This window comes from Rhizobium sp. AG855, assembly GCF_003610655.1.
Classification (GTDB): domain Bacteria; phylum Pseudomonadota; class Alphaproteobacteria; order Rhizobiales; family Rhizobiaceae; genus Allorhizobium; species Allorhizobium wuzhouense.
In genome coordinates, this window is sequence record NZ_RAQG01000003.1 from 2,609,449 (window position 1) to 2,633,797 (window position 24,349).

At 62.2% G+C, this 24,349-nt stretch carries 31 protein-coding genes; 12 read left to right on the forward strand and 19 right to left on the reverse strand.

Annotated features, from left to right (window positions below; translation table 11 throughout):
* Positions 1-145 precede the first annotated feature (145 nt).
* Positions 146-649, forward strand: a complete 504-nt coding sequence (locus DFO46_RS12965; RefSeq protein ID WP_120277580.1) for a DNA-binding protein — start codon at positions 146-148, stop codon at positions 647-649.
* Positions 650-656: 7 nt separating this feature from the next.
* On the opposite strand, the gene rnhA is transcribed toward DFO46_RS12965, so the two are convergent.
* The 15 genes from rnhA to coxB all read right to left on the reverse strand — a co-directional run bounded on the left by rnhA (position 657) and on the right by coxB (position 11,345).
* Positions 657-1,124 carry a ribonuclease HI gene (gene rnhA, locus DFO46_RS12970; RefSeq protein WP_062275735.1) on the reverse strand — a complete coding sequence of 156 codons (468 nt, stop codon included), beginning with the start codon at positions 1,122-1,124 and terminating at the stop codon, positions 657-659.
* The gene (locus DFO46_RS12975) at positions 1,121-2,086 is read right to left on the reverse strand and encodes a homoserine kinase (RefSeq protein WP_120277581.1); all 966 of its coding nucleotides are present in this window, start codon (positions 2,084-2,086) and stop codon (positions 1,121-1,123) included. Before DFO46_RS12975 ends, rnhA begins: the two co-directional genes overlap by 4 nt.
* A 106-nt stretch (positions 2,087-2,192) precedes the next feature.
* Positions 2,193-2,504: a type II toxin-antitoxin system RelE/ParE family toxin gene (locus DFO46_RS12980; RefSeq protein ID WP_120277582.1), complete on the reverse strand. Its 312-nt coding sequence runs from the start codon at positions 2,502-2,504 to the stop codon at positions 2,193-2,195.
* Positions 2,505-2,750, reverse strand: a complete 246-nt coding sequence (locus tag DFO46_RS12985; protein WP_110789612.1) for a type II toxin-antitoxin system ParD family antitoxin — start codon at positions 2,748-2,750, stop codon at positions 2,505-2,507.
* A 73-nt stretch (positions 2,751-2,823) separates the two neighbouring features.
* Complete coding sequence (gene ispH / locus DFO46_RS12990; RefSeq protein WP_120277583.1) at positions 2,824-3,828, reverse strand: 4-hydroxy-3-methylbut-2-enyl diphosphate reductase; 1,005 nt, start codon at positions 3,826-3,828, stop codon at positions 2,824-2,826.
* A gap of 4 nt (positions 3,829-3,832) precedes the next feature.
* Positions 3,833-4,198 carry a DUF1304 domain-containing protein gene (locus tag DFO46_RS12995; protein ID WP_120277584.1) on the reverse strand — a complete coding sequence of 122 codons (366 nt, stop codon included), beginning with the start codon at positions 4,196-4,198 and terminating at the stop codon, positions 3,833-3,835.
* A 72-nt stretch (positions 4,199-4,270) separates the two neighbouring features.
* On the reverse strand, positions 4,271-4,942 hold the full coding sequence (locus DFO46_RS13000) for an SURF1 family protein (protein WP_245422615.1): 672 nt from the start codon (positions 4,940-4,942) through the stop codon (positions 4,271-4,273).
* A 76-nt stretch (positions 4,943-5,018) separates the two neighbouring features.
* Positions 5,019-5,402, reverse strand: a complete 384-nt coding sequence (locus DFO46_RS13005) for a DUF983 domain-containing protein (protein WP_120277586.1) — start codon at positions 5,400-5,402, stop codon at positions 5,019-5,021.
* Positions 5,399-5,926, reverse strand: a complete 528-nt coding sequence (locus DFO46_RS13010; protein ID WP_245422572.1) for a L,D-transpeptidase family protein — start codon at positions 5,924-5,926, stop codon at positions 5,399-5,401. Before DFO46_RS13010 ends, DFO46_RS13005 begins: the two co-directional genes overlap by 4 nt.
* Before the next feature lie 98 nt (positions 5,927-6,024).
* Positions 6,025-6,903, reverse strand: coding sequence for a cytochrome c oxidase subunit 3 (locus DFO46_RS13015; RefSeq protein ID WP_110789615.1), 879 nt, complete (start codon positions 6,901-6,903; stop codon positions 6,025-6,027).
* A gap of 55 nt (positions 6,904-6,958) precedes the next feature.
* Positions 6,959-7,561 carry a cytochrome c oxidase assembly protein gene (locus DFO46_RS13020; protein ID WP_245408830.1) on the reverse strand — a complete coding sequence of 201 codons (603 nt, stop codon included), beginning with the start codon at positions 7,559-7,561 and terminating at the stop codon, positions 6,959-6,961.
* Between the two features lie 36 nt (positions 7,562-7,597).
* Positions 7,598-7,732 carry a hypothetical protein gene (locus DFO46_RS24280; protein WP_120277588.1) on the reverse strand — a complete coding sequence of 45 codons (135 nt, stop codon included), beginning with the start codon at positions 7,730-7,732 and terminating at the stop codon, positions 7,598-7,600.
* A complete protein-coding gene (locus DFO46_RS13030) occupies positions 7,732-8,688 on the reverse strand; it encodes a heme o synthase (RefSeq protein WP_110789617.1) in 957 nt (318 codons plus the stop codon). Before DFO46_RS13030 ends, DFO46_RS24280 begins: the two co-directional genes overlap by 1 nt.
* A 90-nt stretch (positions 8,689-8,778) precedes the next feature.
* Positions 8,779-10,446, reverse strand: a complete 1,668-nt coding sequence (gene ctaD / locus DFO46_RS13035) for a cytochrome c oxidase subunit I (RefSeq protein WP_110789618.1) — start codon at positions 10,444-10,446, stop codon at positions 8,779-8,781.
* A 14-nt stretch (positions 10,447-10,460) separates the two neighbouring features.
* On the reverse strand, positions 10,461-11,345 hold the full coding sequence (gene coxB, locus DFO46_RS13040) for a cytochrome c oxidase subunit II (RefSeq protein ID WP_110789619.1): 885 nt from the start codon (positions 11,343-11,345) through the stop codon (positions 10,461-10,463).
* A 329-nt stretch (positions 11,346-11,674) separates the two neighbouring features.
* Between coxB and DFO46_RS13045 the strand changes: the two genes are divergently transcribed.
* The 5 genes from DFO46_RS13045 to DFO46_RS13065 all read left to right on the forward strand — a co-directional run bounded on the left by DFO46_RS13045 (position 11,675) and on the right by DFO46_RS13065 (position 14,844).
* Positions 11,675-12,205: an invasion associated locus B family protein gene (locus DFO46_RS13045; protein ID WP_120277589.1), complete on the forward strand. Its 531-nt coding sequence runs from the start codon at positions 11,675-11,677 to the stop codon at positions 12,203-12,205.
* Between the two features lie 107 nt (positions 12,206-12,312).
* Positions 12,313-13,728, forward strand: a complete 1,416-nt coding sequence (gene tldD / locus DFO46_RS13050; RefSeq protein WP_120277590.1) for a metalloprotease TldD — start codon at positions 12,313-12,315, stop codon at positions 13,726-13,728.
* On the forward strand, positions 13,728-14,159 hold the full coding sequence (locus tag DFO46_RS13055) for a VOC family protein (protein WP_110789622.1): 432 nt from the start codon (positions 13,728-13,730) through the stop codon (positions 14,157-14,159). The genes tldD and DFO46_RS13055 overlap by 1 nt, the downstream gene beginning before the upstream one ends.
* A 78-nt stretch (positions 14,160-14,237) precedes the next feature.
* Positions 14,238-14,489 (forward strand): hypothetical protein, encoded by a 252-nt coding sequence (locus DFO46_RS13060; protein ID WP_147412767.1) that lies wholly within the window; start codon positions 14,238-14,240, stop codon positions 14,487-14,489.
* 1 nt (position 14,490) lies between these two features.
* On the forward strand, positions 14,491-14,844 hold the full coding sequence (locus DFO46_RS13065) for a type II toxin-antitoxin system RelE/ParE family toxin (RefSeq protein WP_120277592.1): 354 nt from the start codon (positions 14,491-14,493) through the stop codon (positions 14,842-14,844).
* On the opposite strand, the gene DFO46_RS13070 is transcribed toward DFO46_RS13065, so the two are convergent.
* Together DFO46_RS13070 and soxR are read right to left on the reverse strand one after the other, a co-directional pair.
* The gene (locus DFO46_RS13070; protein WP_110789625.1) at positions 14,845-16,194 is read right to left on the reverse strand and encodes a D-alanyl-D-alanine carboxypeptidase; all 1,350 of its coding nucleotides are present in this window, start codon (positions 16,192-16,194) and stop codon (positions 14,845-14,847) included. It lies immediately after the preceding gene.
* A 240-nt stretch (positions 16,195-16,434) separates the two neighbouring features.
* Positions 16,435-16,878: a redox-sensitive transcriptional activator SoxR gene (gene soxR, locus DFO46_RS13075; protein WP_120277593.1), complete on the reverse strand. Its 444-nt coding sequence runs from the start codon at positions 16,876-16,878 to the stop codon at positions 16,435-16,437.
* A gap of 77 nt (positions 16,879-16,955) precedes the next feature.
* Here soxR and DFO46_RS13080 point away from each other — a divergent pair, with 77 nt between their 5' ends.
* Both DFO46_RS13080 and DFO46_RS13085 read left to right on the forward strand, forming a co-directional pair.
* Positions 16,956-18,452, forward strand: a complete 1,497-nt coding sequence (locus tag DFO46_RS13080; protein WP_120277594.1) for an MFS transporter — start codon at positions 16,956-16,958, stop codon at positions 18,450-18,452.
* Positions 18,453-18,529: 77 nt separating this feature from the next.
* Positions 18,530-19,576, forward strand: a complete 1,047-nt coding sequence (locus DFO46_RS13085) for a polysaccharide deacetylase family protein (protein WP_120277595.1) — start codon at positions 18,530-18,532, stop codon at positions 19,574-19,576.
* 24 nt (positions 19,577-19,600) lie between these two features.
* Here the strand turns inward: DFO46_RS13085 and pdxH are convergent, their stop codons facing one another.
* A complete protein-coding gene (gene pdxH / locus DFO46_RS13090; RefSeq protein ID WP_110789629.1) occupies positions 19,601-20,215 on the reverse strand; it encodes a pyridoxamine 5'-phosphate oxidase in 615 nt (204 codons plus the stop codon).
* Between the two features lie 109 nt (positions 20,216-20,324).
* On the opposite strand from pdxH, the gene DFO46_RS13095 reads away from it, so the two are divergent.
* From DFO46_RS13095 to DFO46_RS13110, 4 genes are all read left to right on the forward strand, one after another.
* Entirely contained in the window at positions 20,325-20,735 is a 411-nt protein-coding gene (locus DFO46_RS13095) for an RT0821/Lpp0805 family surface protein (RefSeq protein WP_110789630.1), read from the forward strand.
* 223 nt (positions 20,736-20,958) lie between these two features.
* A complete protein-coding gene (locus DFO46_RS13100) occupies positions 20,959-22,233 on the forward strand; it encodes a DnaJ domain-containing protein (RefSeq protein ID WP_120277596.1) in 1,275 nt (424 codons plus the stop codon).
* A 180-nt stretch (positions 22,234-22,413) separates the two neighbouring features.
* Positions 22,414-23,232, forward strand: coding sequence for an enoyl-ACP reductase FabI (gene fabI / locus DFO46_RS13105; protein ID WP_120277597.1), 819 nt, complete (start codon positions 22,414-22,416; stop codon positions 23,230-23,232).
* A gap of 17 nt (positions 23,233-23,249) precedes the next feature.
* Positions 23,250-23,852 carry a histidine phosphatase family protein gene (locus tag DFO46_RS13110; protein WP_110789633.1) on the forward strand — a complete coding sequence of 201 codons (603 nt, stop codon included), beginning with the start codon at positions 23,250-23,252 and terminating at the stop codon, positions 23,850-23,852.
* Between the two features lie 54 nt (positions 23,853-23,906).
* Here DFO46_RS13110 and DFO46_RS13115 read toward each other — a convergent pair whose 3' ends face one another.
* Positions 23,907-24,167, reverse strand: coding sequence for a DUF1344 domain-containing protein (locus DFO46_RS13115; RefSeq protein ID WP_110789634.1), 261 nt, complete (start codon positions 24,165-24,167; stop codon positions 23,907-23,909).
* Between the last annotated feature and the right edge of the window lie 182 nt (positions 24,168-24,349).

Below are 24,349 nucleotides of genomic sequence, written 5' to 3' on the forward strand. Positions count from 1 at the left end.
GATAAAACCTGCCGCTGCGGTGAATTCTGCATCACCAGCATCTGGAGCACGCCGGCCAATCCGACGAACCACGCTCGCGCAATCCGCCGCGTTGTGGACCGCTGCAGCCGACGCAGGACGGAACAAGATGACTAAGAATTGCAAGATGACAGAATACGCCTTTGTGCTGAAGTACCGGCTGCCGCACGGCCTGGACAGTGCGTCGGTCGTTGAAGCTCTTGGGGCAGCGGACTGCACCGACGCGCTTGTGGGAACCGGTCTTGCCGGGCGGCTGGCGCTGGAATTCGATCGCGAAGCAGAGGACTCGGCGAGCGCGATCACCAGCGCTATCGACGATGTCGCACGCGCCCTACCCCAGGCTGAGCTCATCGAAGTCGGACCCGATCTGGTGGGACTTACCGAAATTGCCGAACTGCTTGATGTCAGCCGGCAGAACATGCGCAAGCTGATTGTCGGGGCTTCAGGGTCACCGCTGCCCGTGCATGACGGCAGCACGACGCTTTGGCATCTCGCCGATGTGCTCGACTGGCTGGTCGCCGCCAAAGGTTACCGCATTGAACGGGAACTGCGCGATACGGCACGGGCGGCGCGGAGCATCAATCTGGACCGACTGGTTTCACGCCATGGACGCGCCGTCGCAATAGCCTGACCCAAACCTACTTCACCAGCAGCGACTTGCCGAAATTCGAGGTCTTGAAGGGCTCCATGCCCTTGCGGGCGAGTTCGTCGGCGCGTTCGTTTTCCGGATGGCCGGCATGGCCCTTGACCCAGTGCCACTTGACCTTGTGGCGCTGGTTGGCGGCATCGAGCGCCTGCCAGATCTCGCCGTTCTTCACCGGCTTCTTGTCGGCGGTCTTCCAGCCGTTTTTCTTCCAGCCGAAGATCCACTTCGAGATGCCGTCCATCACATATTTGCTGTCGGTGTAGAGATCGACTTCGCAGGCATCTTTCAGCGCGTTCAGCGCGCTGATGGCCGCCAAGAGTTCCATGCGGTTGTTGGTGGTGTTGGCCTCACCGCCGCACAGCTCTTTCTCGACGTCGCCATAGCGGAGTACGGCGCCCCAGCCGCCGGGGCCGGGATTGCCCGAGCAGGCGCCGTCGGTGAAGATGTCGACATGTTTCATGAAATCAGTCCGTATTCGGAGGCATTGGTGACGGCGCGGTGGAAGCGCAGCTTCTTCAGATATTCGAGCGGGTCCTTCTTGACCACCAGCGCGCCTTCCGGCGTCGTCAGCCAGTCATAAAGGCGGGTCAGGAAGAAGCGCAAAGCCGAGCCACGGCAGAGGACCGGCAGAGCCGCGATCTCATCGGCTGAGAGCGGACGCACCGAGAGATACCCCTCGATCATCGCCTTGCCCTTGGTGATGTTGTAGGAACCGTCCTTCTCGAAGCACCAGGCATTGAGGCAGATCGAGAGATCGTAGACGAGGAAATCATTGCAGGCGAAATAGAAGTCGATCAGGCCCGAGAGCTCGTCGCCGAGGAAGAAGACGTTGTCGGGGAAGAGGTCGGCATGGATGACGCCTGACGGCAGATCTTCCGGCCAATGGGCGGCGAGGAAATCGAGCTCGGCGCCGATCTCCTCTTCCAGCCCCGTCTCGACCTCGTCGGCACGGGCCTCGGACTTTGCCCAGAGCGTCTGCCAGCCTTCGAGCGACAAGGCATTCGGCCGGGTGATTTCGAAGCCTTCGCCGGCCACATGCATGCCAGCCAGCGCCTTGCCGACTTCGCGGCAGTGCTGGGCTTCCGGCTTGCGCAGCCACATGCCTTCCAGGAAGGAGATCAGCGCCGCCGGTCGGCCGGAGAGCTCGCCCAGCAGCGCGCCATCCTTGCGCGGCAAGGGCAGCGGGCAGGAAAGGCCGCGCTCGGACAAATGATGCATCAAGCCGAGGAAGAAGGGCAGATCATTTCGGTCGACGCGCTTTTCATAGAGCGTCAGGATCAGCGGCTGCTTCGTCGTATGCAGCAGGAAATTGGTGTTCTCTACGCCTTCGGCGATGCCCTTGTAGGACAGGAGTTCGCCGGCATCATATTGTGCCAGGAAGGCCTTGAGATCGATTTCGTTGATATCGGTATAGACTGCCACAGCGTGAGTTTCCGTGCCGCTTCGGGGATGGTGCAAAGTCCTATAACGGTCGGCCCACCTGTGCCAGCCCCGGAACGACATGGGCACAGGAAATGGGGGCTTCACTTCACCCATCGTCATGCGGGAAATGTCGCTCGACGTCGCGATGCCCTTCGATAATGGCGATGATCTCGAAGACGTCATCCCTATATCGGAAAAAGATGATGTAACTGCGGAAGGCAAAGCTTCGAAGATCGGGCAGCAGTTCAAAACGAGGGCGGCCCATCTGTCCGGGCAGGATAGCCAGTTCCTTGCATCTCGCTCTCAGTCTCGCAACGAAAGCCGATCCTACATCAATGGATCCACTCTCACGCGTGACATATTGCAGGATGGAGCGAAGATCGCGAACAGCACGCGGCGTGTATCGCAAACGCGGCAATCAGAATCCCTGCCGTCTCAGCGAGGCCGCCTCTTTGTTTAGCGCTTCGTCCACGGACTCGTCACTGAGGTCGCCGCCCTCGGCAATCGCAGCTCGGAGTTCATGCCTCAAAGCTGCAATCTTCCCTTCCCGCTCCTCCACGAGACGCAGGCCCTCCAGCACAACATCGCTCACAGAGCGATAGCGTCCGCTGCTCACGCTGTCTTTGACAAATTTTTCCCAGTGCTCATTGAGCAAAACGTTCATGGAAGGACCCTGTCATCCGACGACCTGCCCCAAAGATTGGGCAAATCGCACCCGTGGTCAAGAGATCCACCCCTCACCCGTTCACCCAGGCCATGTCCTCGCGGGTCAGTTCGACGTCGCGCAGTTCGCGGTTTACGAGGAAATGCTCGTTTTCTTCGGCCGTGATCGCAAGCTCGACCTTGGCGTCGAAACGCTGGCGAAAAGCCTCGATGATTTCATCGACGATGACTTCCGGGGCCGAGGCGCCGGCGGAGATGCCGAGCGTGCCGATCGTGCCGACATCGTCCCAGTCGATTTCGGACGCGCGCTGGACGAGCATGGAGCGGGTGGCCCCTGCCCTCAGGGCCACTTCAACGAGTCGCTTGGAGTTGGACGAGTTGGGGGCGCCGACGACGATGAAGAGGTCGCAGCCGGGGGCGGCCTGCTTGACGGCTTCCTGGCGGTTGGTGGTGGCGTAGCAGATGCTGTCGGCCGAGGGGGCCGTCAGGTTGGGGAAGCGTTCCGTCAGCTTGGCGATGACGCCGGCGGTATCGTCGACCGAGAGGGTCGTCTGGGTGACGAAGCCGAGGTTGTCGGGGTCGGCGGGCATGTAGGCGGCCGCGTCCTCGACGGTCTCGACCAGCGAGACTGAACCTTCCGGCAACTGGCCCATGGTGCCGATCACTTCCGGGTGGCCGTTGTGGCCGATCAGGATGACATGGCGACCGAGGCGCTGGTGGCGCATGGCCTGCTTGTGAACCTTGGAGACCAGCGGGCATGTGGCGTCGAGATAGAAGAGGTTGCGGCTTGCCGCATCCTCCGGCACCGATTTCGGCACGCCATGGGCGGAGAAAACGACGGGCTGCTGGCGATGTTCGGCGGGGATCTCGTCCAGTTCCTCGACGAAGATCGCGCCCTTGGCCTCAAGCCCTTCCACGACATAGCGGTTATGGACGATCTCGTGGCGCACATAAACCGGGGCCCCGTAGCGCTTGAGCGCGAGCACGACGATCTGGATCGCGCGGTCGACACCGGCGCAAAAGCCGCGCGGGCCGCAGAGCCTTATCGTCAGAGGGGGGCGGTTCACATGCATGTTCATCGAATCAGCCGGCAATCAGGACAGCGAGAATGGCGAGCGCTGCGGGCAGAGCCTGAATGACAAAGATCTTCCGCGACGCCGTTGCACCCCCATATAGGCCCGCGACCAGCACACAGCCAAGGAAAAACAACTGAATTTGAAAGCCTACGGCAAGACCCGGATGCAGCAGGCCCCAGATCAGACCCGCTGACAGAAAGCCGTTATAGAGCCCCTGGTTTGCCGCCATGACCTTGGTCGCTTCCGCCTGTTCCGGCTTCAGGCCGAAGGCGCGGCGGCCGGTGGGCGTGGTCCAGAGAAACATCTCCAGCACGAGAATGTAGATGTGCTCGAGAGCGACGAGCGCGACCAGTGTCGAGGCGAGATAGGACATGCGGTTCCCCCAAGGGGCAGCCGCGATTCCGGCTGCACTTTGAGCGTGTTTAGCCGAAATCGCCGCGCGCCTCTACGGGGTTTTGCGGCGGAAAAGTCCAGCGATCGTGACGGCGGCCAGCGCGAAGGCGAGACCATACCAGGTGATGGCATATTGCAGATGGCTGTTGGGCAGATCCACCTGGGTCACCCCGCCCTTCGGCAGGCCGCCTGCGACGGGTGTCGCATCGGCGTCGAGGAAGAAGGGCAGCACGCGGTCTTCCGGCAGACCGGTGGACGCCGCCATGCGGGTCAGATCCTTCCAGTAGAAGATGTTGGTGCCTTCGTTGTTATCCGGCACGAGCGATGACGGTTTCTCATTCAGCTTCGCACGGGCCAGACCCGTGATCGTCTGCTCACCCTCGACCAGGCTTTCCGGGCGGCTCTTGGGGTCCTTGCGGTCATAGGGGACGAAGCCCCTGTTGACGAAGAGGTAGCGACCGTCCGCCATTTCCAGCGGTGTGTAGAGATAGAAGCCGGACTGGCCGTCGAAGGTGGCAAGGAAATGACGCTCCTTGTCGTTGAGGAAGCGGCCGCTGGCGCTGGCATGGCGGTAATCGATCTCTTCTCCCGCCGCCAGACGCGCCGCGATTTCAGACACATCGACGGCCGGCGCATGGCTGCGCTCGTCTATGTCTGCGAGCAGGCTTTCCTTCCAGTGCAGGCGGTTCACCTGCCATGTGCCGAGCGACAGCAGGATGGCCATGGCGACCGGCACCAGCACGAGCCCGATCCAGAAGGGCCAGCCCCGCCCGCCGCCTGCCTGGGGCCGGTTACCCTGCTCACCCACGATCAATGACCCCAGGGGCGGCATTGTGACGATACTGCAGGGCGATCAGCAACGCCTTCAGCGTACGCATCAGCCAGAGCGTCAGTCCCACGCCGAGGGGCGCGAAGACAAGGATGTGCAGCCAGACGGAGGGCTGGTAGGTGAGTTCGACCCAGACGGCGAAACCGACCACCAGAAGGTCGGCCAGCAGGATGACGAAGATCGCCGGGCCATCGCCCGCATCGATGAAGGAATAATCGAGGCCGCAGGAGGCGCAGCGCTGCTTCGGCTTGGTCAGTCCATCGAACAGCTTGCCATTGCCGCAGCGCGGGCAGGAGGCAGAGAGCGCTGCCTTCATCGGGTCTACCGGCGGGAATTTCGCTTTGTCTTCGGTCATGGTGTGATCTCGATCGGCGTGCCGTTCGGCACGGAATTCCAAATAATATCCATGTCCGCATTGGTAACCGCGATGCAGCCATCCGTCCAATCGAAACGCTGCGTCAAATACGCCAACCAGCCGAGATAGTTTCTCTGGCCATGGATCATGATCATGCCGCCCGGATTCTCTCCTGCGGCATCGGCACGAGCTATGTCGGCGTCATTCGGATAGGAGATGTGCAAAGATAGGTGGTAGCCACTTTTATCGTTGCGCCAATCGATCCGATAGTGCCCCTCCGGCGTGCGCTGGTCACCCTCCTGCTGTTTGTGGCCGTCGGGCGCGCCGCCAAGCGCGACCGGAAAGCTCGCGAAGACCCGGCCGTCGCGGATCAGATCGAGACGGCGTTCGGACTTATCGACCCGGATATGGGTGGCCTGACCGGCCGTCAGGGGCGGCGCATCCTCTGCGCAAAACGCCGAGCCGGCTGCAGACAGACCGGCAAGCGTAACAACGAAGAACGCGCGGATCGGCATAGGGGACAAGTCAGCAACTCGCGTTGATACCGGACTACATACCTGAAGCATATGCAGGTCAAAAAAAGGGCGGCTCGCGCCGCCCCTCTCGAATATCAACGTGCCGGTCAGCCGGCGTGCAGCGGTGCACCCCAGTCGCCCCAGATGTAGATGGCGAAGAAGAGGAACAGCCAGACGACGTCGACGAAGTGCCAGTACCAGGCGGCAGCTTCGAAGCCGAAATGCTGCTGCGGGGTGAAGTGGCCGGCAAGCGCGCGGAACAGGCAGACGATCAGGAAGATCGTACCGATCAGAACGTGGAAGCCGTGGAAACCGGTCGCCATGAAGAAGGTCGCGCCGTAGATCGAGTTCTTGAAGTCGAACGGCGAGTGCATGTACTCATAGGCCTGGACCGACGAGAACAGGATGCCGAGCAGGACCGTCAGGACCAGACCGGAGACGACGCCCTTGCGGTCGTTGTGCAGCAGCGCATGGTGAGCCCAGGTCACGCAGGTGCCGGACAGCAGCAGGATGACGGTGTTGTAGAGCGGCAGGTGCCAGGGATCGACGACCTCGATGCCCTTCGGCGGCCAGGTGCCACCGGTGAATTCGACGCGGCTCGCCTGGATCGCTTCATTGGCGAAGAGGCTGGCATCGAAGAAGGCCCAGAACCAGGCGACGAAGAACATCACTTCCGACGCGATGAACATGATCATGCCATAGCGCAGATGCAGCGACACGACGCGCGTATGGGCACCGGCATGCGCTTCCTTGATCGTATCGGCCCACCAGGCGAACATGGTGAAGATCACGATGGCAAGGCCGATGAAGAAGAGCCACGGATGGGCCAGTTCAAGACCGAACAGCTTGAACGAACCGCCATGCAGATAGCGCATGTAGCCGACGCCGCCGAAGGTCAGGAGGAAGGCACCGATCGAGGCCAGGATCGGCCAGGGGCTCGGATCGATGATGTGGTAGTCGTGGTTCTTCTGGTGCGCTTCGGCCATTTCAGCAATCCCCGAATGTCAATTTCATTACGAGACCCGGCTTACCGGACCCCTCTCACAGTTTCGGCTGTTCCTTGCCCTTGTCCACGTTCAGCGCTGCTACCGGCTTGTCATCTTCGCGCGGATAGAAGGTGTAGGAAAGGGTAATCGTTCCGATGTCCTTGGTCTCTTCCGCATCGACGATGGCGGGGTCAACGAAGAAGACAACCGGCATTTCCAGTGTCTCGCCCGGCTGCAACGTGGTCTTGGTGAAGCAGAAGCACTGGACCTTGTTGAAATAGGCGCCGGCCTCGCCCGGGGAGACGTTGAAGATCGCCTCGCCAGTGACCGGTTCAGACGAATGATTGGTGGCGGTGTAGCGGATCTCGACGGTCTCGCCGATCTTCGGCGTGATTTTCTTGTCGATCGGCTTGAAATCCCAGTTCAGGCCGTTCGAGACATTGGCGTCGAAGGTCACATTGATCGTCTTGTCGAGGACAACCTCGGACATCTGCTCGACGCGCTGCGTGGTGCCACCATACCCGGTGACCTTGCAGAACATCTGGTAGAGCGGAACGGCGGCAAAGCTCATGCCGACCATGGCACCGACGAAGACGACACAAGCCGTCGCGACGCCGAAATCGCGGCGGGTCGCGCGGCGGTCGGTTGTCTTCGGCATGTGGTTCATCGGGGTGTCTGCCATGATGCTTTTCCGTCAGCCGACATTGCTGATCTTGATGATCGTCACCGCGTAGAAGATCACCACGAGAAGGGCCAGAACCACGCCAAGGGCAATATTGCGGCCACGGCGCGACTTCTTCTGCACGTCATTGAGCTCGATGGTTTCCATCAGGCGGTACCTCCGAGGGACAGGATCGCGGGTGCGAGATAAAGGTCGATCATCAGCGCGGAGAAGATCGCGAAGAGATAGAAGATCGAATAGCCGAAGAGCTTCTTGGCCGGCACCATCTTCTCGTCGCCGTCGGCCATGCGCCAGACGGCGATGGAACAGTGGACGAAGACGATGCCGAGCAGGCCGGCCACAATGCCGTAGCCAACCGAGGACAGTCCGGTGAAGGTCGGCAGTACGCCGGTCACGGCGGTCAGCACGGCATAGACGGCTATCTGGCGCTTGGTCGAGGGAATGCCGGCGACATTCGGCATCATCGGCACGCCGACTGCGCCGTAGTCCTTCATCTTGAACAGCGCCAGCGCCCAGAAATGCGCCGGCGTCCACAGGAAGATGATCATGAACAGAATGAAGCTGTCGAGCGAGACTCCGCCGGTGACGCAGGCCCAGCCGACCATGGGCGGGAAGGCGCCGGCCGCACCGCCGATGACGATGTTCTGCGGGGTCGAGCGCTTGAGCCACATCGTGTAGACGACGGCATAGAAGAAGATGGTGAAGGCAAGCAGGCCGGCGGCGAACCAGTTGACGGCGAGGCCAAGGATGGCAACCGAAAAGACTGAAAGCACGAGGCCGAAGGCGAGCGCTTCATGCGGCGTGATGCGGCCGGCCGGAACGGGACGGGTCGCGGTGCGCGACATCACGGCGTCGATATCGGCATCATACCACATGTTGAGCGCACCGGAGGCCCCTGCCCCGACCGCGATGCACAGGATGGCGATGAAGCCGATGACCGGATTGATGGAGCCGGGGGCGAGAACGAGGCCCGCCAGCGCGGTGAAGACGACGAGCGACATGACGCGCGGCTTCAGAAGCGCGAAGAAATCGCGCGGGCCGGCTTCGGACAGGCGGATTTCGCCCTCGAGGCCGAATACGTCGCGATTGTCGATGACTGTCATTCTGTTGCTTTCCGTCTTCCGTCTGGTCTTTCGGGCGCCGCAATCCCGATGACTGCGGCGCCCGATTGTCTAGGAGATGCGAAGATCTGATTACTTGATCTTCGGCAGCTGTTCCCACTGGTGGTACGGCGGCGGCGAAGACAGCTGCCATTCCAGCGTGGTCGCACCTTCACCCCAGGGGTTGTCGCCGGCGACGCGCTTCTTGGCGAAGGCTTCGAAGACGCCGTAGAGGAAGACGAGAACCGCGAAGGCCGAGATGTAGGAGCCGATCGACGAGACATAGTTCCAGCCGGCATAGGCATCCGGATAGTCGATGTAACGGCGCGGCATGCCAGCGAGGCCGAGGAAGTGCTGCGGGAAGAAGACCAGGTTCACACCGACGAACATGATCCAGAAGTGCAGCTTGCCGACGAACTCGTTGTACATGTAGCCGGTCATCTTCGGGAACCAGTAGTACCAGCCGGCGAAGATGGCGAAGACGGCGCCGAGCGACAGAACGTAGTGGAAGTGAGCCACGACGTAGTAGGTGTCATGCAGCGAGCGGTCGAGGCCGGCATTGGCGAGCTGAACGCCCGTGACGCCACCGACGGTGAAGAGGAAGATGAAGCCGATCGCCCAGACCATCGGGGTCTTGAAGGTGAGCGAACCGCCCCACATCGTCGCGATCCAGGAGAAGATCTTGATGCCGGTCGGCACCGCGATGACCATGGTTGCGAAGAGGAAGTAACGCTGGGCGGCGAGCGACAGGCCGACCGTGTACATGTGGTGAGCCCACACGACGAAGCCGACGGCGCCGATGCCGACCATGGCGTAGGCCATGCCGAGGTAGCCGAAAACCGGCTTCTTCGAGAAGGTCGACACGATGTGGCTGATGATGCCGAAGCCGGGCAGGATCAGGATGTAGACTTCCGGGTGACCGAAGAACCAGAACAGGTGCTGGTAGAGGATCGGGTCACCGCCGCCTTCCGGCGCGAAGAAGGTCGTGCCGAAGTTGCGGTCGGTCAGCAGCATCGTGATGCCGCCGGCGAGAACCGGGAGCGACAGGAGCAGCAGGAATGCCGTGACCAGAACGGCCCAGGCGAACAGCGGCATCTTGTGCAGGGTCATGCCCGGCGCACGCATGTTGAGGATGGTGGTGATGAAGTTGATCGCACCGAGGATCGAGGACGCACCGGAAACGTGGAGCGCGAAGATCGCAAGGTCAACCGCAGGTCCCGGCTGGCCGGACGTCGCAAGCGGCGGATACATGGTCCAGCCACCGCCGACGCCGTGGGCCCCCGCCGGACCTTCGACGAACATCGAGAGCACGAGCAGCAGGAAGGCCGGAACGATCAGCCAGAAGGAGATGTTGTTGAGGCGCGGGAAGGCCATATCCGGAGCGCCGATCATGATCGGGATCATCCAGTTGGCAAAACCGCCGATCAGCGCCGGCATGACCATGAAGAAGATCATGATCAGCGCATGCGCCGTCGTGAAGACGTTGTACATATGCTTGCCGGCATCGATGGCGGCATCGCCGCTGGTGCCGTAAACCATGGCAGCGAGGCCGTGGAAGATCTGGATGCCGGGCTCCTGGAGCTCGGCGCGCATGGCAACCGACAGGGCACCACCGATGATGCCCGCGATGATCGCGAAGATCAGGTAGAGCGTGCCGATGTCCTTGTGGTTGGTCGAAAACAACCAGCGAGCAGCAAAGCCCGGCTTATGGTCATGATGCGCATCGTGCGCGTGGTCGTCGTGGGCAACAGAGCCGGCCATTGTCCTCACTCCTCTCAGTTCGTGATGTTTTCAGCGCTCTGGACGGCAGCCGGAGCCCCGTCGACAGCAGCCATCAGCGCCTTGTTGGCGCCAGCAAGGTCAGATGCCGCAGCCGCGAGCCAGGTCGCGTACTGCTCATCAGACACGACACGGATGGCGATCGGCATGAAGGAGTGATCCTTGCCGCACAACTCCGAACACTGGCCGTAATAGAGACCTTCGCGCTCAGCCTTGAACCAGGTTTCGTTCAGACGGCCGGGGATGGCATCGATCTTGATGCCGAAGGCCGGCATGGCAAAAGCGTGGATAACGTCGGTCGGGGCAGCCGTGACCAGCATGCGGACGGTCTTGCCGACGGGAACGACGACTTCGTTGTCGACGGCGAGAAGGCGCGGATACCGCGCGACGTCTTCCTTGCCGGCAGCGGCGCGGTCTGCATCCTTCAGCATGTAGCTGTCGAAGGATACGGCCTGCTCGCCTTCATATTCATAGGACCAAAGCCACTGGGTGGCGGTCGCCTTGACCGTCAGGTCCGGGTTTTCCGGCATCTTCAGCTGGTAGGTCAGAAGGTTGAAGGACGGGATCGCGATGGCGAAGAGGATGAGAACCGGCGCCACGGTCCAGACGATTTCGATCGCCGTGTTGTGGCTGGTCTTCGACGGTACCGGGTTCGCAGCGGCCCGGAACTTCACCACGACCAGGATCAGAAGGATCAGGACGAAGATGGTGATCGGCACGATGAACCAGAGCGTGTACTGCTCAAACCAACGGTTCATCTCCATGACCGGGGTCGCTGCATCCTGCATGCCCATCTGCCACGGCCTCGGCTGATCGGCGAAGCTGGCAGAAGCGAAAAGCAGACAGGCCAGCGCGGCCAAGGCTGCATAGGTTCTCTTCATCACGGTTTGGTCTCCCACAAGCGCTTGATCCACATCAAACCATAGCGCAAAAATCATGCTAGTGTCGCCGTTTAAAATCACAGATCGGCCGCATTCGCAATACGCTGAGGTGAAAGCCGGTGCGGCATTTTTGCGCTTGATCAATTGCCGGGCGCCTTCCTTCACAGGCTTTTCCCCAACCGGCTGAGCAAGTCGGTCCGAATGCCCGCCAGAGGCGCGCAGCCAGTCCCAATTATGCCGCAGTCGACCGTAAAACAGGCGTCGGGGCTTTCCATTTCCCCACCCGGGCGACAAGAATGTGCGGGATGATTCGTTTTCCAGAGGTATTCATGGGTCTTTCGAGACGTGTCTGGTCTGGCCTTGCCGCAACCGCCGTGCTTTTCAGCACGCTTGCAGGCCCGGTACAGAGCCAGCAAACACAGCAGCAGCCCGGCACCGTGCGCTCCAACCACGGAGCCTGGTCGGTGATCTGCGACAAGCCGGCCGGGGCCAATGCAGAGCAATGCGCGCTGATGCAGAACGTGATCGCGGAAGACCGGCCCGAAGTGGGCCTCTCCGTCGTCGTCTTGAAGACCGCTGACCGCAAAGCCCGCATCCTGCGCATTCTGGCGCCGCTCGGCGTGCTCTTGAAGGATGGCATGGAGCTGTTCGTCGACGGCAACAATATCGGTCGCGCCTATTTCACCCGCTGCTTCTCCGAGGGCTGCTATGTCGAGGTCGAGATCGACGAAGAGCTGATGAAGATCCTGCGCGCCGGCAAGGCCGCCGTCTTTGCGCTGCGTGAGTCGGCCGATCAGGACCGCGTCGGCATTCCAATCGAGCTCGCCGGCTTCGGCGAGGGTTATGACACGCTGCCATGATACATCGCCTGATCGTGAAGTCGTGATCTTTCGGGGCAAGTCCATCGGGCTTGCCCCTTTCTTATTGTCCCCCTACATGCAGGGACCAGCGCTTCAAGGAGACCCGCATGACCCAGGACCTACTCTCCCTCTTCGACTGCGACGACGCCACCTTGACGCGACGCGTTGCCGAGGCGTTGAACGGTGCTGACGATGGCGAATTGTTCGTCGAGCATGCGCAGGCGGAATCGCTGACCTTCGACAACGGACGGCTGAAGGGTGGCTCGTTCAACACCGACCAGGGATTTGGCCTTCGCGCGGTGGCCGGCGAGGCCGTCGGTTATGCGCATGCCGGAGAGTTGTCGCTCGCCGCCCTCTCCCGTGCGGCCGATGCCGTCGGTGCGGTCACCCACGGCCATTCCGGCTCCTATGCCGCCGCCCCGCAGCGGACGAACTCCAAGCTCTATGGCGACGGCAACCCGATCGGCTCGCCGAGTTTCGAGGAGAAGGTGAAGCTGCTCTCCGAAATCGACGCCTATCTGCGCGACAAGGACCCGAAGGTGCGGCAGGTGACGGCTACGGTCGGCGCCAGCTGGCAGGTGGTCGAGATCCTGCGCGCCGATGGCCACCGCGTGCGCGACATCAGGCCGATGACGCGGATCAATATTTCCGTCGTCACCGGCGCGGGCGACCGCCAGGAAAGTGGCTCCTTCGGCACCGGCGGGCGCATGGGCTTCAACGATTTCCTGACGAGCGAAAGCTGGCAGCGCGGCGCCGACGAGGCGCTGCGCCAGGCACTCGTCAACCTGGAGGCCCAGGAGGCCCCGGCCGGCACGATGGATATCGTGCTTGGCAATGGCTGGCCGGGCGTGATGCTGCATGAAGCCGTCGGCCACGGGCTGGAAGGTGACTTCAACCGCAAGAAAACGTCCGCCTTTGCCGGCTTGCTGGGCGAAATGGTGGCCGCCCCCGGCGTCACAGTCGTCGACGACGGCACGATCAATGACCGGCGCGGCTCGATCACCATCGACGACGAGGGCACGCCATCGGCCTATAATGTGCTGATTGAGAACGGAAAGCTGGTCGGCTATATGCAGGACCGGCAGAATGCCCGCCTGATGGGCATGAAGGCGACCGGCAACGGGCGTCGCCAGGGCTATGCTCACCAGCCGATGCCGCGCATGACGAATACCTACATGCTCTCGGGCGACAAGACGCCGGACGAGATCATCGCCTCGGTAAAGAAGGGCATCTATGCCGTCTCCTTCGGCGGCGGCCAAGTGGACATCACCTCGGGCAAATTCGTCTTCGGCTGCACCGAGGCTTACCTCATCGAAAACGGCAGGATCGGCGCGCCGGTGAAGGGCGCCATGCTGATCGGCAACGGACCGGACGCAATGAAGCGCATCACCATGATCGGCAATGATTCCAAGCTGGACACCGGGATCGGCAATTGCGGCAAGGCTGGCCAGTGGGTGCCGGTCGGCGTCGGCCAGCCGCATCTCCGGATGGACCAGATCACGGTCGGCGGAACCAAGGCTTGATGGGCAACGCGCTGGTTCCTGAGCTGGCCGTCAGCGACTGGCAAATGAGCCGGGCCTTCTACCTCGACCTGATCGGCTTCGAGGTCGCCTATGAACGGCCGGAGGAAGGGTTCAGCTTTCTGGTGCTCGGGCAGGCGCAATTGATGATCGACCAGATCGGCATCGGCCGCACCTTCGAGATCGAAAACGCGCCAATCGAGCGACCCTTCGGGCGCGGGCTGAATTTGCAGATCCTGGTGCCCAGCGTCGAAGACATCCTCACCCGCCTTACTGCGGCAGGGGTGGGCCTTTCTCTGGCGCTCGAAGAGAAGTGGTATCGCCGGGACGACCATGAGGTCGGCAACCGGCAATTCGTCGTGGCGGATCCGGATGGGTATCTGCTGAGGCTGTTTGAGGATCTTGGTCGGCGGGATTTGGCGTTTGTGGGGTGACAACATCCATAGCGCGACCAATTGGCAAGGCTTCGTCCCTGTGCGAGACTGACCCGATCAAAGTCGGTGGGAGCAGATATGGCAAACAGACGACTTCACATGACACTCGATCACGACCTGTCCGCCCATCTCGACCGGAAGCTTCAGGTCGAAACAGGATACGAAACTGCGGAGGACTATGTCGGTGAGTTGATCCGCCAGGATATGGAGGCAGACGACGCCACGGCAGCCTTCATGCGAGACCTGCTGGCCGATGCGGTCAATGACGGCGAAGACAGCTATCGCGCGATCGAGCCAAGCGAGGTGATCCGGCGCAATTCTCCACGCTAGCATGAGCCGGTACCTGTTCCACCCGATCGCGGATGCGGCGCAGGACGAGATCTTTCGATCCACGCGAGAGCGCTGGGGCCAAGGGCAAGCGGAAACCTATATCTACGGACTTCACGCGCATCTCGAATTGCTAGCCGCGTCTCGTGGCCTCTGGAGAGCCCTGCCAAACCGCATGGGCATCCTGATCCACAGCAAGGTCACGATCTATGTCTCCCGCTACCGGATGCATTACATCTTCTTTCGAGAACTGCCGACCGGTGCGATGGGCATATTGATGCTCGTGAATGTGCGCCGAGACATGCCCAAAAAGCTGCGCGTGGAACTCACGCGGATCGCGCGTGACGCGATCAAATGATCACCCCCGCGCCGGCATCAGCACGCAGTCATAGCGCTGGCGGACCAGTTTGTCGCAGGCGGTGCGGGCTTCGTCCTTGGTCTCAAAGCCGGTGAAGCGGGCGCGGTAGAAGGTGGTGCCGTTGCGGGTGACCATCTCGGTATAGGTATCGAGGCTCTTCAAGGAGCCGCCGACCTTGTTGCGGGCGTCGGACAGGAGGTCCATGGCCGCCTGGGCGGAGGTGGCGGCCGCGATCTGGATCTGCCACTTGCGCTCGCCGGTGGTCGAGGCGGCCGTGGCGTGCTGGGCGCCCTGCCCTGCGACAATCGCGCCGTCTGCGGTTTCGGCGCGGGGTGCCAATCGGGGGATGGCGGCGGTCAGGGGCTGTTCTGCCGGAGCAAGGTCGCCTTCGGCGTAAGCTGCCGCCACGTTGCTCGTGCCGACGCCGGTGGCTCCGGCCATGCCCTGTACGGCAGCCATGGCGCTCTGGCGCGAGCCGGGAACCGGGATGTCGTCGCCGAGGCGCGCAAGGTCCATCTGCACGCCGGTCGTGCGGCTCGCAACAAGCTGCGTGCCGGTGGAAGCCTTGCCGAGATTGGCGTCGATCAGCTTTTCCATCAGCTTGTCACGGCTCGCCGCCGTGCGGCCGCCCATGACCACGCCGATCACGCGGCGGCCCTTGTCTTCGACGGCGCTGACCAGATTGAAGCCGGAGGCGTTGGTGTAGCCGGTCTTGATGCCGTCCATGCCCTTGTAGCGATACATCAGGTTGTTGTGGCCGTTGATGGTGCGGCCGCGGAAGGCGAAGCTCTTGGTGGAGAAGAGGTCGTAATCCTTGGGGAAGTCGCGGATCAGGGCGACGCCGAGGGTCGACATGTCGCGGGCTGTGGTGAACTGCTGATCATGCGGCAGGCCCGACGCATTGAAGAAAGTGGTGTTGAGCATGCCAAGCGAGCGCGCCTTGCGGGTCATCAGCGCGGCAAAGCCTTCTTCCGAACCACCGATCTTTTCGCCGACGGCGGTTGCCACGTCATTGGCCGAAAGCACGATCATCGCAAGCACGGCTTCCTTGACGGTGATCGAGTCACCGGCCTTGACGCGCAGTTTGGTCGGCGGACGGGCAGAGGCGTATTTCGAGAAGGGGACCGGGCTGTCCCACGACAGCTTGCCGGCATGGATCGCGTCCAGAACCATGTAGATGGTCATCATCTTGGTCAGCGAGGCCGGATGGTTCAGCGCATCGGGGTTTTCGGAAGCCAGGACCTCGCCGGTGCGCGCATCAAGCAGAAGCTGGGCACTGCCGGCCTTAGCCGAGGTCGAGAGAGACAGGATCGCCACGCAAAACGAAAACGCGATCAATAACTTCTTCATGAAAACTCCAAATGCCGCCTGGATTTCGATGATGGATCAGGCCTGCATGATTCTCTCGACGCGCCGTCCCGGTGCTGCGCTTAGGGCAAGAATGGGGCGACAATCAGCCAATTGAGATCAAATGCAACCGATGATCCACAGAAGGTGCCTTGATCATGGTTAGCAGGGGGTTAATTTTGTGGGCGAGTTCTGCCACGCGCGCCCTGACCTCTCCTCTATCTGCCCAAGCCTCCCCGAAGCTTACCTGCAGAGCGCCACGCCGCCGGTTCCTTCGTCCGAAAGCGCGTCGGCCGGATTGACCAGCTGGCAGCGTTTCATCGACAGACAGCCGCAGCCGATACAGCCGTCGAGATCGTTGCGCAGACGCTGCAGCACGCGGATGCGGGCGTCGAGCCTTTCCGCCCAGCCGGTCGCGATGCGGCGCCAGTCGGCCGGGGTGGGTGTGCGACCGGCCGGCAGGCTCTTCAGCGCGTCGGCGACTTCCGAAAGCGGCAGGCCGACCTCCTGGGCGGCGCGGATCAGGGCGAGGCGACGGAGGACGTCGCGGCCATACCGCCGCTGGTTCCCGCCGGTGCGGTCGGCGGCAATCAAACCCTTGCGCTCGTAGAAATGAATGGCCGAGACGGCAAGGCCGCTGCGCCGCGCGACATCGCCGACACTCAGGAGGGAATTTTCTTTCGCCATAGGTCTTTACCTCAACTTAAGTTGAGGTTGTAGCATCCGATCCCGACCCGACCAAGTCTCATCTTCAAGGATGCCCCATGCCCAAGACTGCAGCCATTCCCGTCAGCGCCACACCTTCCGCCGCCGATCCCCTGCCGCCGGATCCGACGCCGGCCGACGGCTTGTCCGATCAACGCTGGCTCGACCTTCTGGCCCCGCGCCATGCGGCCACCACCGTCATGCTGTGCATGGGCGTTGCGCTCTTCGCCTTCAACGGTTTTCTGGTCACCACGGTCATGCCGAGCGCGATTGCCGAGATCGGCGGTGGTCACCTGATCGCGTGGTCGGTCTCGCTCTACCTGATCGGTTCGATCGTCTCCGGTGCCAGTGCTGCAGCGCTGAAGAGCCGGTTTGGGGCACGGCTGGTGATGCTCATCGCGACGCTGCTGTTTCTCGCGGGCACGCTCGGGGCCGCGTTTGCAACATCGATGCCGCAGGTGCTGATCGGCCGGATGGCGCAGGGGCTGGGCGAGGGTGTCGTCGCTGCACTGTGTTATGCGCTCATTCCGGCTCTCTACCCGACCCGCCTGGTGCCAAAGGTTTTTGGCGCCGAGGCCATGGTCTGGGCGGTCGCATCGTTTGGCGGACCTTTCGCTGCCGGGTGGATCACGGAGACCGTCTCCTGGCGGGGCGCCTTTCTGGTCAATGTCCCTCTCGGGCTCATCTTCCTTGTGCTGGCACTCAAGACGGCCACCCCGCGGGACATATCTGACACCGGCAAGCGGATACCGCTTTCTCCCCTGCTTCTGCTCGCGGCAGGAATGCTGGTGCTGTTGTCCGCCGGCTCGGTGGTCGATCTGCGGATTTCAGCGCTCACCGTCCTGCTCGGTCTCGCGCTGGTCGGCTCAAGCGTCATCCGCGATCGAAAGGCTGCCCACCGACTGATGCCAGAGGGCGCGTTCGGGCTCGGGTCGACGGTCGGCGCCGGCCTCTGGATCGTGCTGCTGATGCCGGTGGCACAGGCCACCAGCGCCGTCTACATCGTTTTCGGACTGCAGCATGTCTTCGGCTATGGACCAACGGCGGCCGGCGGTTTCGGCGCCGTGATGGCGATGAGCTGGAGCGTGGTCGCCGTATTGATCGCCAACCTCACCTCGCCGTCGGCCCGGCGGCGGGCCATCCGGGGCGGCCCCGTGCTGCAATGCGCCGGCATGATCCTCGTTGCAGGCGGGATGGGTTTCCAATCCGTGCCGATGCTTGTCCTCGGCCAGGCGCTGGTCGGGGCCGCATTCGGCTCCAGCTGGTCCTATCTCAACCAGATGCTGATGGCCTCAAGCCCGGCTGCGGAACGCGACAAGACCTCCGGCCTGCTGCCCACCCTGCAATCGGCCGGTTACGCCATCGGTGCGGCTCTCGCCGGCCTCACGGCCAACAGTCTCGGCTTTTCCGAAGGCTTGGACAGGGACACCCTGCGGCTCGTCCTCACGGCGACCTTCATCCTGCCCATTCTCTGGACGCTTCCAGCCATGGTTCTCGCCCGCCGGACGGTCCGGCTTGCTCCGCCTCCCTGGGGCGTGACGCCTGGCAGGAAATGAGACAGTTCCATTGAACGAAGCTTAAGGACTTCGCCGTTAGGTTGACCGCAACTCGAAAAGGGGTGCAGGCGGGAACGATGGCGGGACGTCTCAAACAGAGCATCAAGCGGGCAGTGATCACCGGCGGGCTGGAGGTTTCCTTCTGGCTTTCCAGGATGGGGCTGCTCAAGGCTGCGCAGGGGCGCGGGGTGGTGTTCACCCTGCATCACGTGCGGCCGGCCGAAGCGGAGGCGTTCCAGCCCAACCGGCATCTCGACATCACGCCCGAATTTCTCGATGCGGCGATCACAGCGCTGAAGCGCGACGGATATCGTTTCATCCGGCTGGAGGACGTGGCGGCGGCCCTTGCCGAACCCGGCCCTGCCCAGCCCTTTGCCGTCTTCACGCTCGACGACGGTTTCCGCGACAATCCCATGCATGCGCTTCCCATATTTGAGAAACACCGTGTGCCCTTCACCATCTTCGTCTGCAAGGGCCTGTCCGAGCGCAGCCATACGATGTGGTGGGATACGGCAGCAGCGCTTATCGGCAAACAGAAGCGCCTGACGCTTTGCCTGCCGGCCGGACGCATTGATGTGGATTGCAGCACGACGCGCGCCAAGCAGGCAGCCTTCGATGCGGTGGCCGAGGCCGTGTTTGCAGGCGCCGAGACGAAGTCCGTCGCCCAACTCGACGCGGCAGCCCAGGCGGCCGGCATCAACCCGCATGCGCTGGTGGCGGAAAGCGTGATGGATAGGGACGAGTTACAGGCGCTCGGTCGCCATCCGCTCGTCTCCTATGGCGCTCATACCGTGAGCCATCGGGGCCTGGACGCCCTCGGCGATACCGAAATCCTGGCGGAACTCAACGAGAGCGCCGATTATGTGGCCGATATCACCGGCCGCCGGCCGGTGACGTTTGCCTATCCCTATGGCGATGCCCGCAGCGCCACACCGCGGACGGCAGGCTATGTGCAGTGGGCGGGCCTTAAGCTCGCCGTCACCACACGTCCCGGGACATTATCGCCCGCCTCGCTCTCTGCGCCGCATCTCCTGCCGCGCATCTCGCTCAACGGGCTTTACCAGAAGCCGCGTTACGTTCAGGCCCTGGCGTCTGGCATTCCCTCGCGCCTCAACAGGGGCTGAAGGCGCCCCTGCCCTCGTCTGCGATCACGGATACATCCGGACCTTCGACCAGCCGTCGCCATCGCGCCGGAACTCGATACGGTCGTGTAGGCGGAACTTGCGGTCGTGCCAGAATTCGATCGACTTCGGGATGATGCGGAAGCCGGACCAGTGCGGCGGACGCGGCACATTTCCGAGCGCGTATTTCGCCGTGTATTCGGCCACCGCTTTTTCCAGCGCGAAGCGGCCTTCGAGCGGCCTCGACTGCTTGGAAGCCCAGGCGCCGATGCGGCTGCCGAGCGGGCGGGACTGGTAATATTCATCGGCCTCGGCGTCGGAGACGACCTCGACTTCACCGCGCAAACGGATCTGGCGGCGCAGCGATTTCCAATGAAAACACATTGCCGCCTTCTTCTGGCCGAGAATTTCCTGTCCCTTTTGGCTCTCAAAATTCGTGTAGAAAACGAAGCCGCGAGAATCGAACCCCTTGAGAAGCACCATACGCACATTCGGAAGACCATCCGCATCCACGGTGGCCAGCGCTACCGCATTGGGATCATTGATCTCCGAGGCCTCGGCATCCTTCAGCCAGGCGGCGAACAGGGCAAACGGCTCGCTCTCCTCGGTAAAGTCACCAGTTGTTAACCCGACTTCTGACATATTGTCTCAATTGCTCCTGATCTGCATACTAGCCACCGGCGCGAAGCACCGGATGGAAGGGCCCTTGAGAGACATAGCAAAGTCGGTTGAGCGTACAAAGGGTAGCTGCATGCGCAAAGCCTCGATGATCCTCCTCATCGCTGCGACACTTCCGCTCAGCGGCTGCTTCGGCAGCAGCATGGACCTGTTTGGATCCGACACCGTCGACAGTTCGATCTCGACCTCGACGGTTGCGAAGAAGGGCAATCCCTCCAGCCATTCGGACGAACTGACCGTCCAGAGTGCCGTCTCGTCCGCAGACCTCGACAAGACCGATGGCAAGCCCCTTCCCTGGGCCAATGCCACGACCGGCAGTGCCGGTGTCGTGACCGCCATTCAGGAAGAGAAGGGCCAGGGCTTCATCTGCCGGAACTTCTCCACCACCCGCCACTCCTATGAGGGCATCGCCTATTTCTCCGGCAAGACCTGCACATCGGGAACCGGGAACTGGGAACTTATGAGCTTCGATCGCCGTTCGTAAACGGCGACCTCATGTTCGGTCGCATTTGAAAGGTTTGCTTAAGCAAGCTGAAAGAATAGCCCGACCGACACCTGCTCCATGTAACTTTCAATTAGCGAATTGCATGCGACGGTTTCGGCCTATTGTTCTGCCGTCACCGCCATGTCTGCGGTGTGGTTACCGAATTTCTGCGGCTCAAGGCGCCATGAACGGGCCTCGCCGCTTTCGATAGTTGGTGTCATCGATGCGTGACTTCTATTCGATCCTGGGCGTAAAGCGCGATGCGGGTGCGGACGAGATCAAGGCCGCGTGGCGCACGAAGGCGAAATCCATCCACCCGGACCAGAACCGGGACGATCCCAATGCGCATAACCGCTTTGCCGAGATGGGCCGCGCCTACGAGGTGCTGAAGGACCCGGCCAAGCGCAGCCGCTATGACCAGCAGCGCTCCAAGGTCGAGGCGCTGGAGCGCGAACAGACGATCATGCAGCAGCGCAACGCTGCCCGCGAGGCGGCCGAAAAGGCGAAACAGGCCAAGGCGAATGCCGAGCGCATTCTGGCGGAACTTGCCCAGGCGGAAGCCGAAAAGGCGAAGGCGGAAGCCGCAGCCGCCGCAAAGGCCGAGGCTGCAAAGGCCGCCAAGCAGGCAAAGTCCGCAAAGACTGAGAGCAAGGCCGAGGCACCCAAGGCGGCAAGCGCGACCGGCGAGACTGCCAGCAAGGCTTCGCCGGATGGGAACGCCGGCGATGGAGCCAAGGCACAAGCCTCGGCCTCCGCTTCCGGCACAAGTGCCAATGGCAAGGCGGAAGGGCCGGAGGAGATGGTCTCCCGCATCTTCGGCGACAGCCCGGAAGCGGCGGTGGCGGCCGAGCAGTTGAAACGCGATCAGGATGCGGCCGACATCAATGACGGCATTCCGTTGCGCAATACGAGTTCGCCCCTTCTGGCGCCGATCGAGCTGTTCAGCTCGCTTGTGCGTCGCCTGCGCGGCACCCCTCCTCCGCCGCCGCCGGAAAAGGCGCCTGACGTCTTTGCCGAAGCGATCGTCGCGATCTCTGACCTTCTCGAACAGAAGGCGGTCCCGGTAACCCTCACGGACGGGCGCGAAGTGCGCGTGCCGCTCAGCGGTGCCACCGAAGGGCATGTGGTCAAGCTGAAAGGCCAGGGGCTGAAGTTCCAGGGGCTGCTGCGCGGCGACCTCGCCGTCACTGTCCGGATCCAGCGCCACGAACGCTTCGTCGTCGATGGTCTCGACATCAAGACCGTTCTGCCGATCACGCTCGAAAATGCCGTTCTCGGTTGCGAAACGGACGTCGAGGGGCCGGAGGGTCCGGTCAAGGTGACCGTCCCGCCATGGTCCAATTCCGATCAGGTGATCCGCATCGAGGCGCTCGGCCTGCCGGATGGCGAAGGCGGCCGCGGCGCGCTTGTCGTCGAACTGCGTGTCATGCTGTGGGAAAAGCCGGACGAAAAGGTGACCGACCTGATGCGCCTGATGCGCGAAGGCCTCTACATCTGACGAGCTCTCGTGCGGGCGTCAAACCCGGCGCCCGCGATCGCCCCCTCCACTCGATTCATTCAACAATTCAAACATACAGGCCATTGTCGGCCCGACAGGGCCTGACCGTCCGGTTCAATCTTGAACGCTGGAACGGGCTATGCCATAGGCAACACCAATCGACGGTTTAGGGGATGCATCATGGTTCAGGGTTCGGGCCTCATGGCAGGCAAGCGCGGCGTCATCATGGGCGTCGCCAACAATCGCTCCATCGCATGGGGCATTGCCAAGGCCTGTCGCGACCAGGGCGCCGAGATCGCCCTGACCTGGCAGGGTGATGCGCTGAAGAAACGCGTGGAGCCGCTGGCGGCCGAACTGGACGCATTCCTGGCCGGCGACTGCGATGTCACCAATCTCGAAAGCATCGATGCCGTCTTCGCCAATCTCGAAGCCAAGTGGGGCAAGATCGATTTCGTCGTGCATGCCATCGCGTTTTCCGACAAGGACGAACTGACCGGCCGCTATATCGACACGACGCGCGACAATTTTGCCCGGACGATGGACATCTCGGTCTATTCCTTCACGGCTGTCGCCGCACGGGCCGAAAAGATCATGAATGACGGCGGCTCGCTTCTGACCCTCACCTATTACGGCGCCGAAAAGGTCATGCCGCATTACAACGTCATGGGCGTGGCGAAGGCGGCACTCGAAGCCTCCGTGCGTTATCTTGCCGTCGACATGGGCGGTCGCGGCATTCGCGTCAACGCCATCTCTGCCGGCCCGATCAAGACGCTTGCGGCATCCGGCATCGGCGATTTCCGCTATATCCTGAAGTGGAACGAGCTTAACTCTCCGCTGAAGCGCAACGTCACCACGGATGAAGTGGGCTCGTCGGGCATGTATCTGCTCTCCGACCTGTCGAGCGGCGTTTCCGGCGAAGTGCATCACGTCGACTGCGGCTATCACACGGTCGGCATGAAGGCCGTGGACGCGCCCGACATTTCCGTCGCCAAGGATTGAAACCGAGGTCTGCCGCCGTGCTCATCTACATGATCCGTCACGGCCAGACCGACTGGAACGCCGAAGGGCGCATGCAGGGGCAGAAGGATATCGGGCTCAACGATATCGGCCGCGCCCAGGCGAGCGAAAACGGGCGCAAGCTCGGCCAGATCCTCGGCGAGACGGCACTCGATTTCGACTTCGTCAGCTCGCCGCTCTGGCGGACCCGCGACACGATGGAGCGGGTGCGAAGCTCCATGGGCCTGCCGCCCGAACGCTACCGCCTCGACGAACGCCTCAAGGAACTCTCCTTCGGTGACTGGGAAGGCTCGACGCTTCCGGAACTCGCCCGCGTGTCGCCCGAACGGGTGGCGGAACGGGCGCGGCAAAAATGGAGCTTCATCCCCCCAGGCGACGATGCGGAAAGCTACGAAATCCTGTCCTGGCGGATCGGTGCCTGGCTCGCCTCGGTCGATCGGGCGACCGTCTGTGTCAGCCACGGCGGCGTGATCCGCAGCTGTTTCCGGCTGATCGGGAATGTCGATGAAAACGAGGCCTGCGAGATGAACATTCCGCAGGACCGGATCCTCAAGATGGAACTCGAGCCTCAGGCCGAGGGCGGCTCGATCAGCTGGATCTGACGGGCGGCCGTTGTCCGATCGGCATCCACCCGTCGGCTCAGACCAGAGGCTGCCTTACTGGACGACCTCGAGATCATCGATGACGCGCTTGCCGTCGACTTCCGTGTAAAACACGATGACCTTCTGACCCTTTTCCAGCCCTTCGAAATTGAACTCGTCCGGAACCGTGTAGGTCTTGCCGTCATCGAGCATCAGGCTCATGCCATCGACATTGACAGCAGCAATCGTCGCCTCGACGTCGTGGCTGCCGGCAAAGGCAGCGATCGGAGACAGGAGGCTTGCCGCTCCAAGAAGCAGGGAGATCACGACACGCATACGAACCACCTTCGACCAAATCAATTCTGAAAACGAGTACAAGATAGGCCTCCGGAATATGGCAAAATTTGCCCGATGACGTGTCAATTCGGTGAGATTGTGGAGAGGAACGCAGCCGTGATCAAGCCATGGACAAGGTTTATCCCGTGCGTTGACGTCTAGCCTCTTCTTCCGGCCGCCAA

What these genes read in the sequence shown, in the direction of transcription:
- DFO46_RS13115 (WP_110789634.1), bottom strand. Translation starts at nt 24,167, where the DNA reads ATGCGTGTCGTGATCTCCCTGCTTCTTGGAGCGGCAAGCCTCCTGTCT.
- DFO46_RS13005 (WP_120277586.1), bottom strand. Translation starts at nt 5,402, where the DNA reads ATGACCGAAGACAAAGCGAAATTCCCGCCGGTAGACCCGATGAAGGCA.
- DFO46_RS13095 (WP_110789630.1), top strand. Translation starts at nt 20,325, where the DNA reads ATGCGCAAAGCCTCGATGATCCTCCTCATCGCTGCGACACTTCCGCTC.
- DFO46_RS24280 (WP_120277588.1), bottom strand. Translation starts at nt 7,732, where the DNA reads ATGGAAACCATCGAGCTCAATGACGTGCAGAAGAAGTCGCGCCGTGGC.
- pdxH (WP_110789629.1), bottom strand. Translation starts at nt 20,215, where the DNA reads ATGTCAGAAGTCGGGTTAACAACTGGTGACTTTACCGAGGAGAGCGAG.
- DFO46_RS13045 (WP_120277589.1), top strand. Translation starts at nt 11,675, where the DNA reads ATGGGTCTTTCGAGACGTGTCTGGTCTGGCCTTGCCGCAACCGCCGTG.
- coxB (WP_110789619.1), bottom strand. Translation starts at nt 11,345, where the DNA reads ATGAAGAGAACCTATGCAGCCTTGGCCGCGCTGGCCTGTCTGCTTTTC.
- DFO46_RS12985 (WP_110789612.1), bottom strand. Translation starts at nt 2,750, where the DNA reads ATGAACGTTTTGCTCAATGAGCACTGGGAAAAATTTGTCAAAGACAGC.
- DFO46_RS12995 (WP_120277584.1), bottom strand. Translation starts at nt 4,198, where the DNA reads ATGTCCTATCTCGCCTCGACACTGGTCGCGCTCGTCGCTCTCGAGCAC.
- tldD (WP_120277590.1), top strand. Translation starts at nt 12,313, where the DNA reads ATGACCCAGGACCTACTCTCCCTCTTCGACTGCGACGACGCCACCTTG.
- fabI (WP_120277597.1), top strand. Translation starts at nt 22,414, where the DNA reads ATGGTTCAGGGTTCGGGCCTCATGGCAGGCAAGCGCGGCGTCATCATG.
- DFO46_RS13060 (WP_147412767.1), top strand. Translation starts at nt 14,238, where the DNA reads ATGGCAAACAGACGACTTCACATGACACTCGATCACGACCTGTCCGCC.
- DFO46_RS12965 (WP_120277580.1), top strand. Translation starts at nt 146, where the DNA reads ATGACAGAATACGCCTTTGTGCTGAAGTACCGGCTGCCGCACGGCCTG.
- DFO46_RS13055 (WP_110789622.1), top strand. Translation starts at nt 13,728, where the DNA reads ATGGGCAACGCGCTGGTTCCTGAGCTGGCCGTCAGCGACTGGCAAATG.
- DFO46_RS13080 (WP_120277594.1), top strand. Translation starts at nt 16,956, where the DNA reads ATGCCCAAGACTGCAGCCATTCCCGTCAGCGCCACACCTTCCGCCGCC.
- DFO46_RS13100 (WP_120277596.1), top strand. Translation starts at nt 20,959, where the DNA reads ATGCGTGACTTCTATTCGATCCTGGGCGTAAAGCGCGATGCGGGTGCG.
- ispH (WP_120277583.1), bottom strand. Translation starts at nt 3,828, where the DNA reads ATGAACATGCATGTGAACCGCCCCCCTCTGACGATAAGGCTCTGCGGC.
- DFO46_RS13020 (WP_245408830.1), bottom strand. Translation starts at nt 7,561, where the DNA reads ATGCCGAAGACAACCGACCGCCGCGCGACCCGCCGCGATTTCGGCGTC.
- DFO46_RS13065 (WP_120277592.1), top strand. Translation starts at nt 14,491, where the DNA reads ATGAGCCGGTACCTGTTCCACCCGATCGCGGATGCGGCGCAGGACGAG.
- DFO46_RS13030 (WP_110789617.1), bottom strand. Translation starts at nt 8,688, where the DNA reads ATGACAGTCATCGACAATCGCGACGTATTCGGCCTCGAGGGCGAAATC.
- rnhA (WP_062275735.1), bottom strand. Translation starts at nt 1,124, where the DNA reads ATGAAACATGTCGACATCTTCACCGACGGCGCCTGCTCGGGCAATCCC.
- DFO46_RS13015 (WP_110789615.1), bottom strand. Translation starts at nt 6,903, where the DNA reads ATGGCCGAAGCGCACCAGAAGAACCACGACTACCACATCATCGATCCG.
- DFO46_RS13085 (WP_120277595.1), top strand. Translation starts at nt 18,530, where the DNA reads ATGGCGGGACGTCTCAAACAGAGCATCAAGCGGGCAGTGATCACCGGC.
- DFO46_RS13000 (WP_245422615.1), bottom strand. Translation starts at nt 4,942, where the DNA reads ATGGCCATCCTGCTGTCGCTCGGCACATGGCAGGTGAACCGCCTGCAC.
- DFO46_RS13070 (WP_110789625.1), bottom strand. Translation starts at nt 16,194, where the DNA reads ATGAAGAAGTTATTGATCGCGTTTTCGTTTTGCGTGGCGATCCTGTCT.
- soxR (WP_120277593.1), bottom strand. Translation starts at nt 16,878, where the DNA reads ATGGCGAAAGAAAATTCCCTCCTGAGTGTCGGCGATGTCGCGCGGCGC.
- ctaD (WP_110789618.1), bottom strand. Translation starts at nt 10,446, where the DNA reads ATGGCCGGCTCTGTTGCCCACGACGACCACGCGCACGATGCGCATCAT.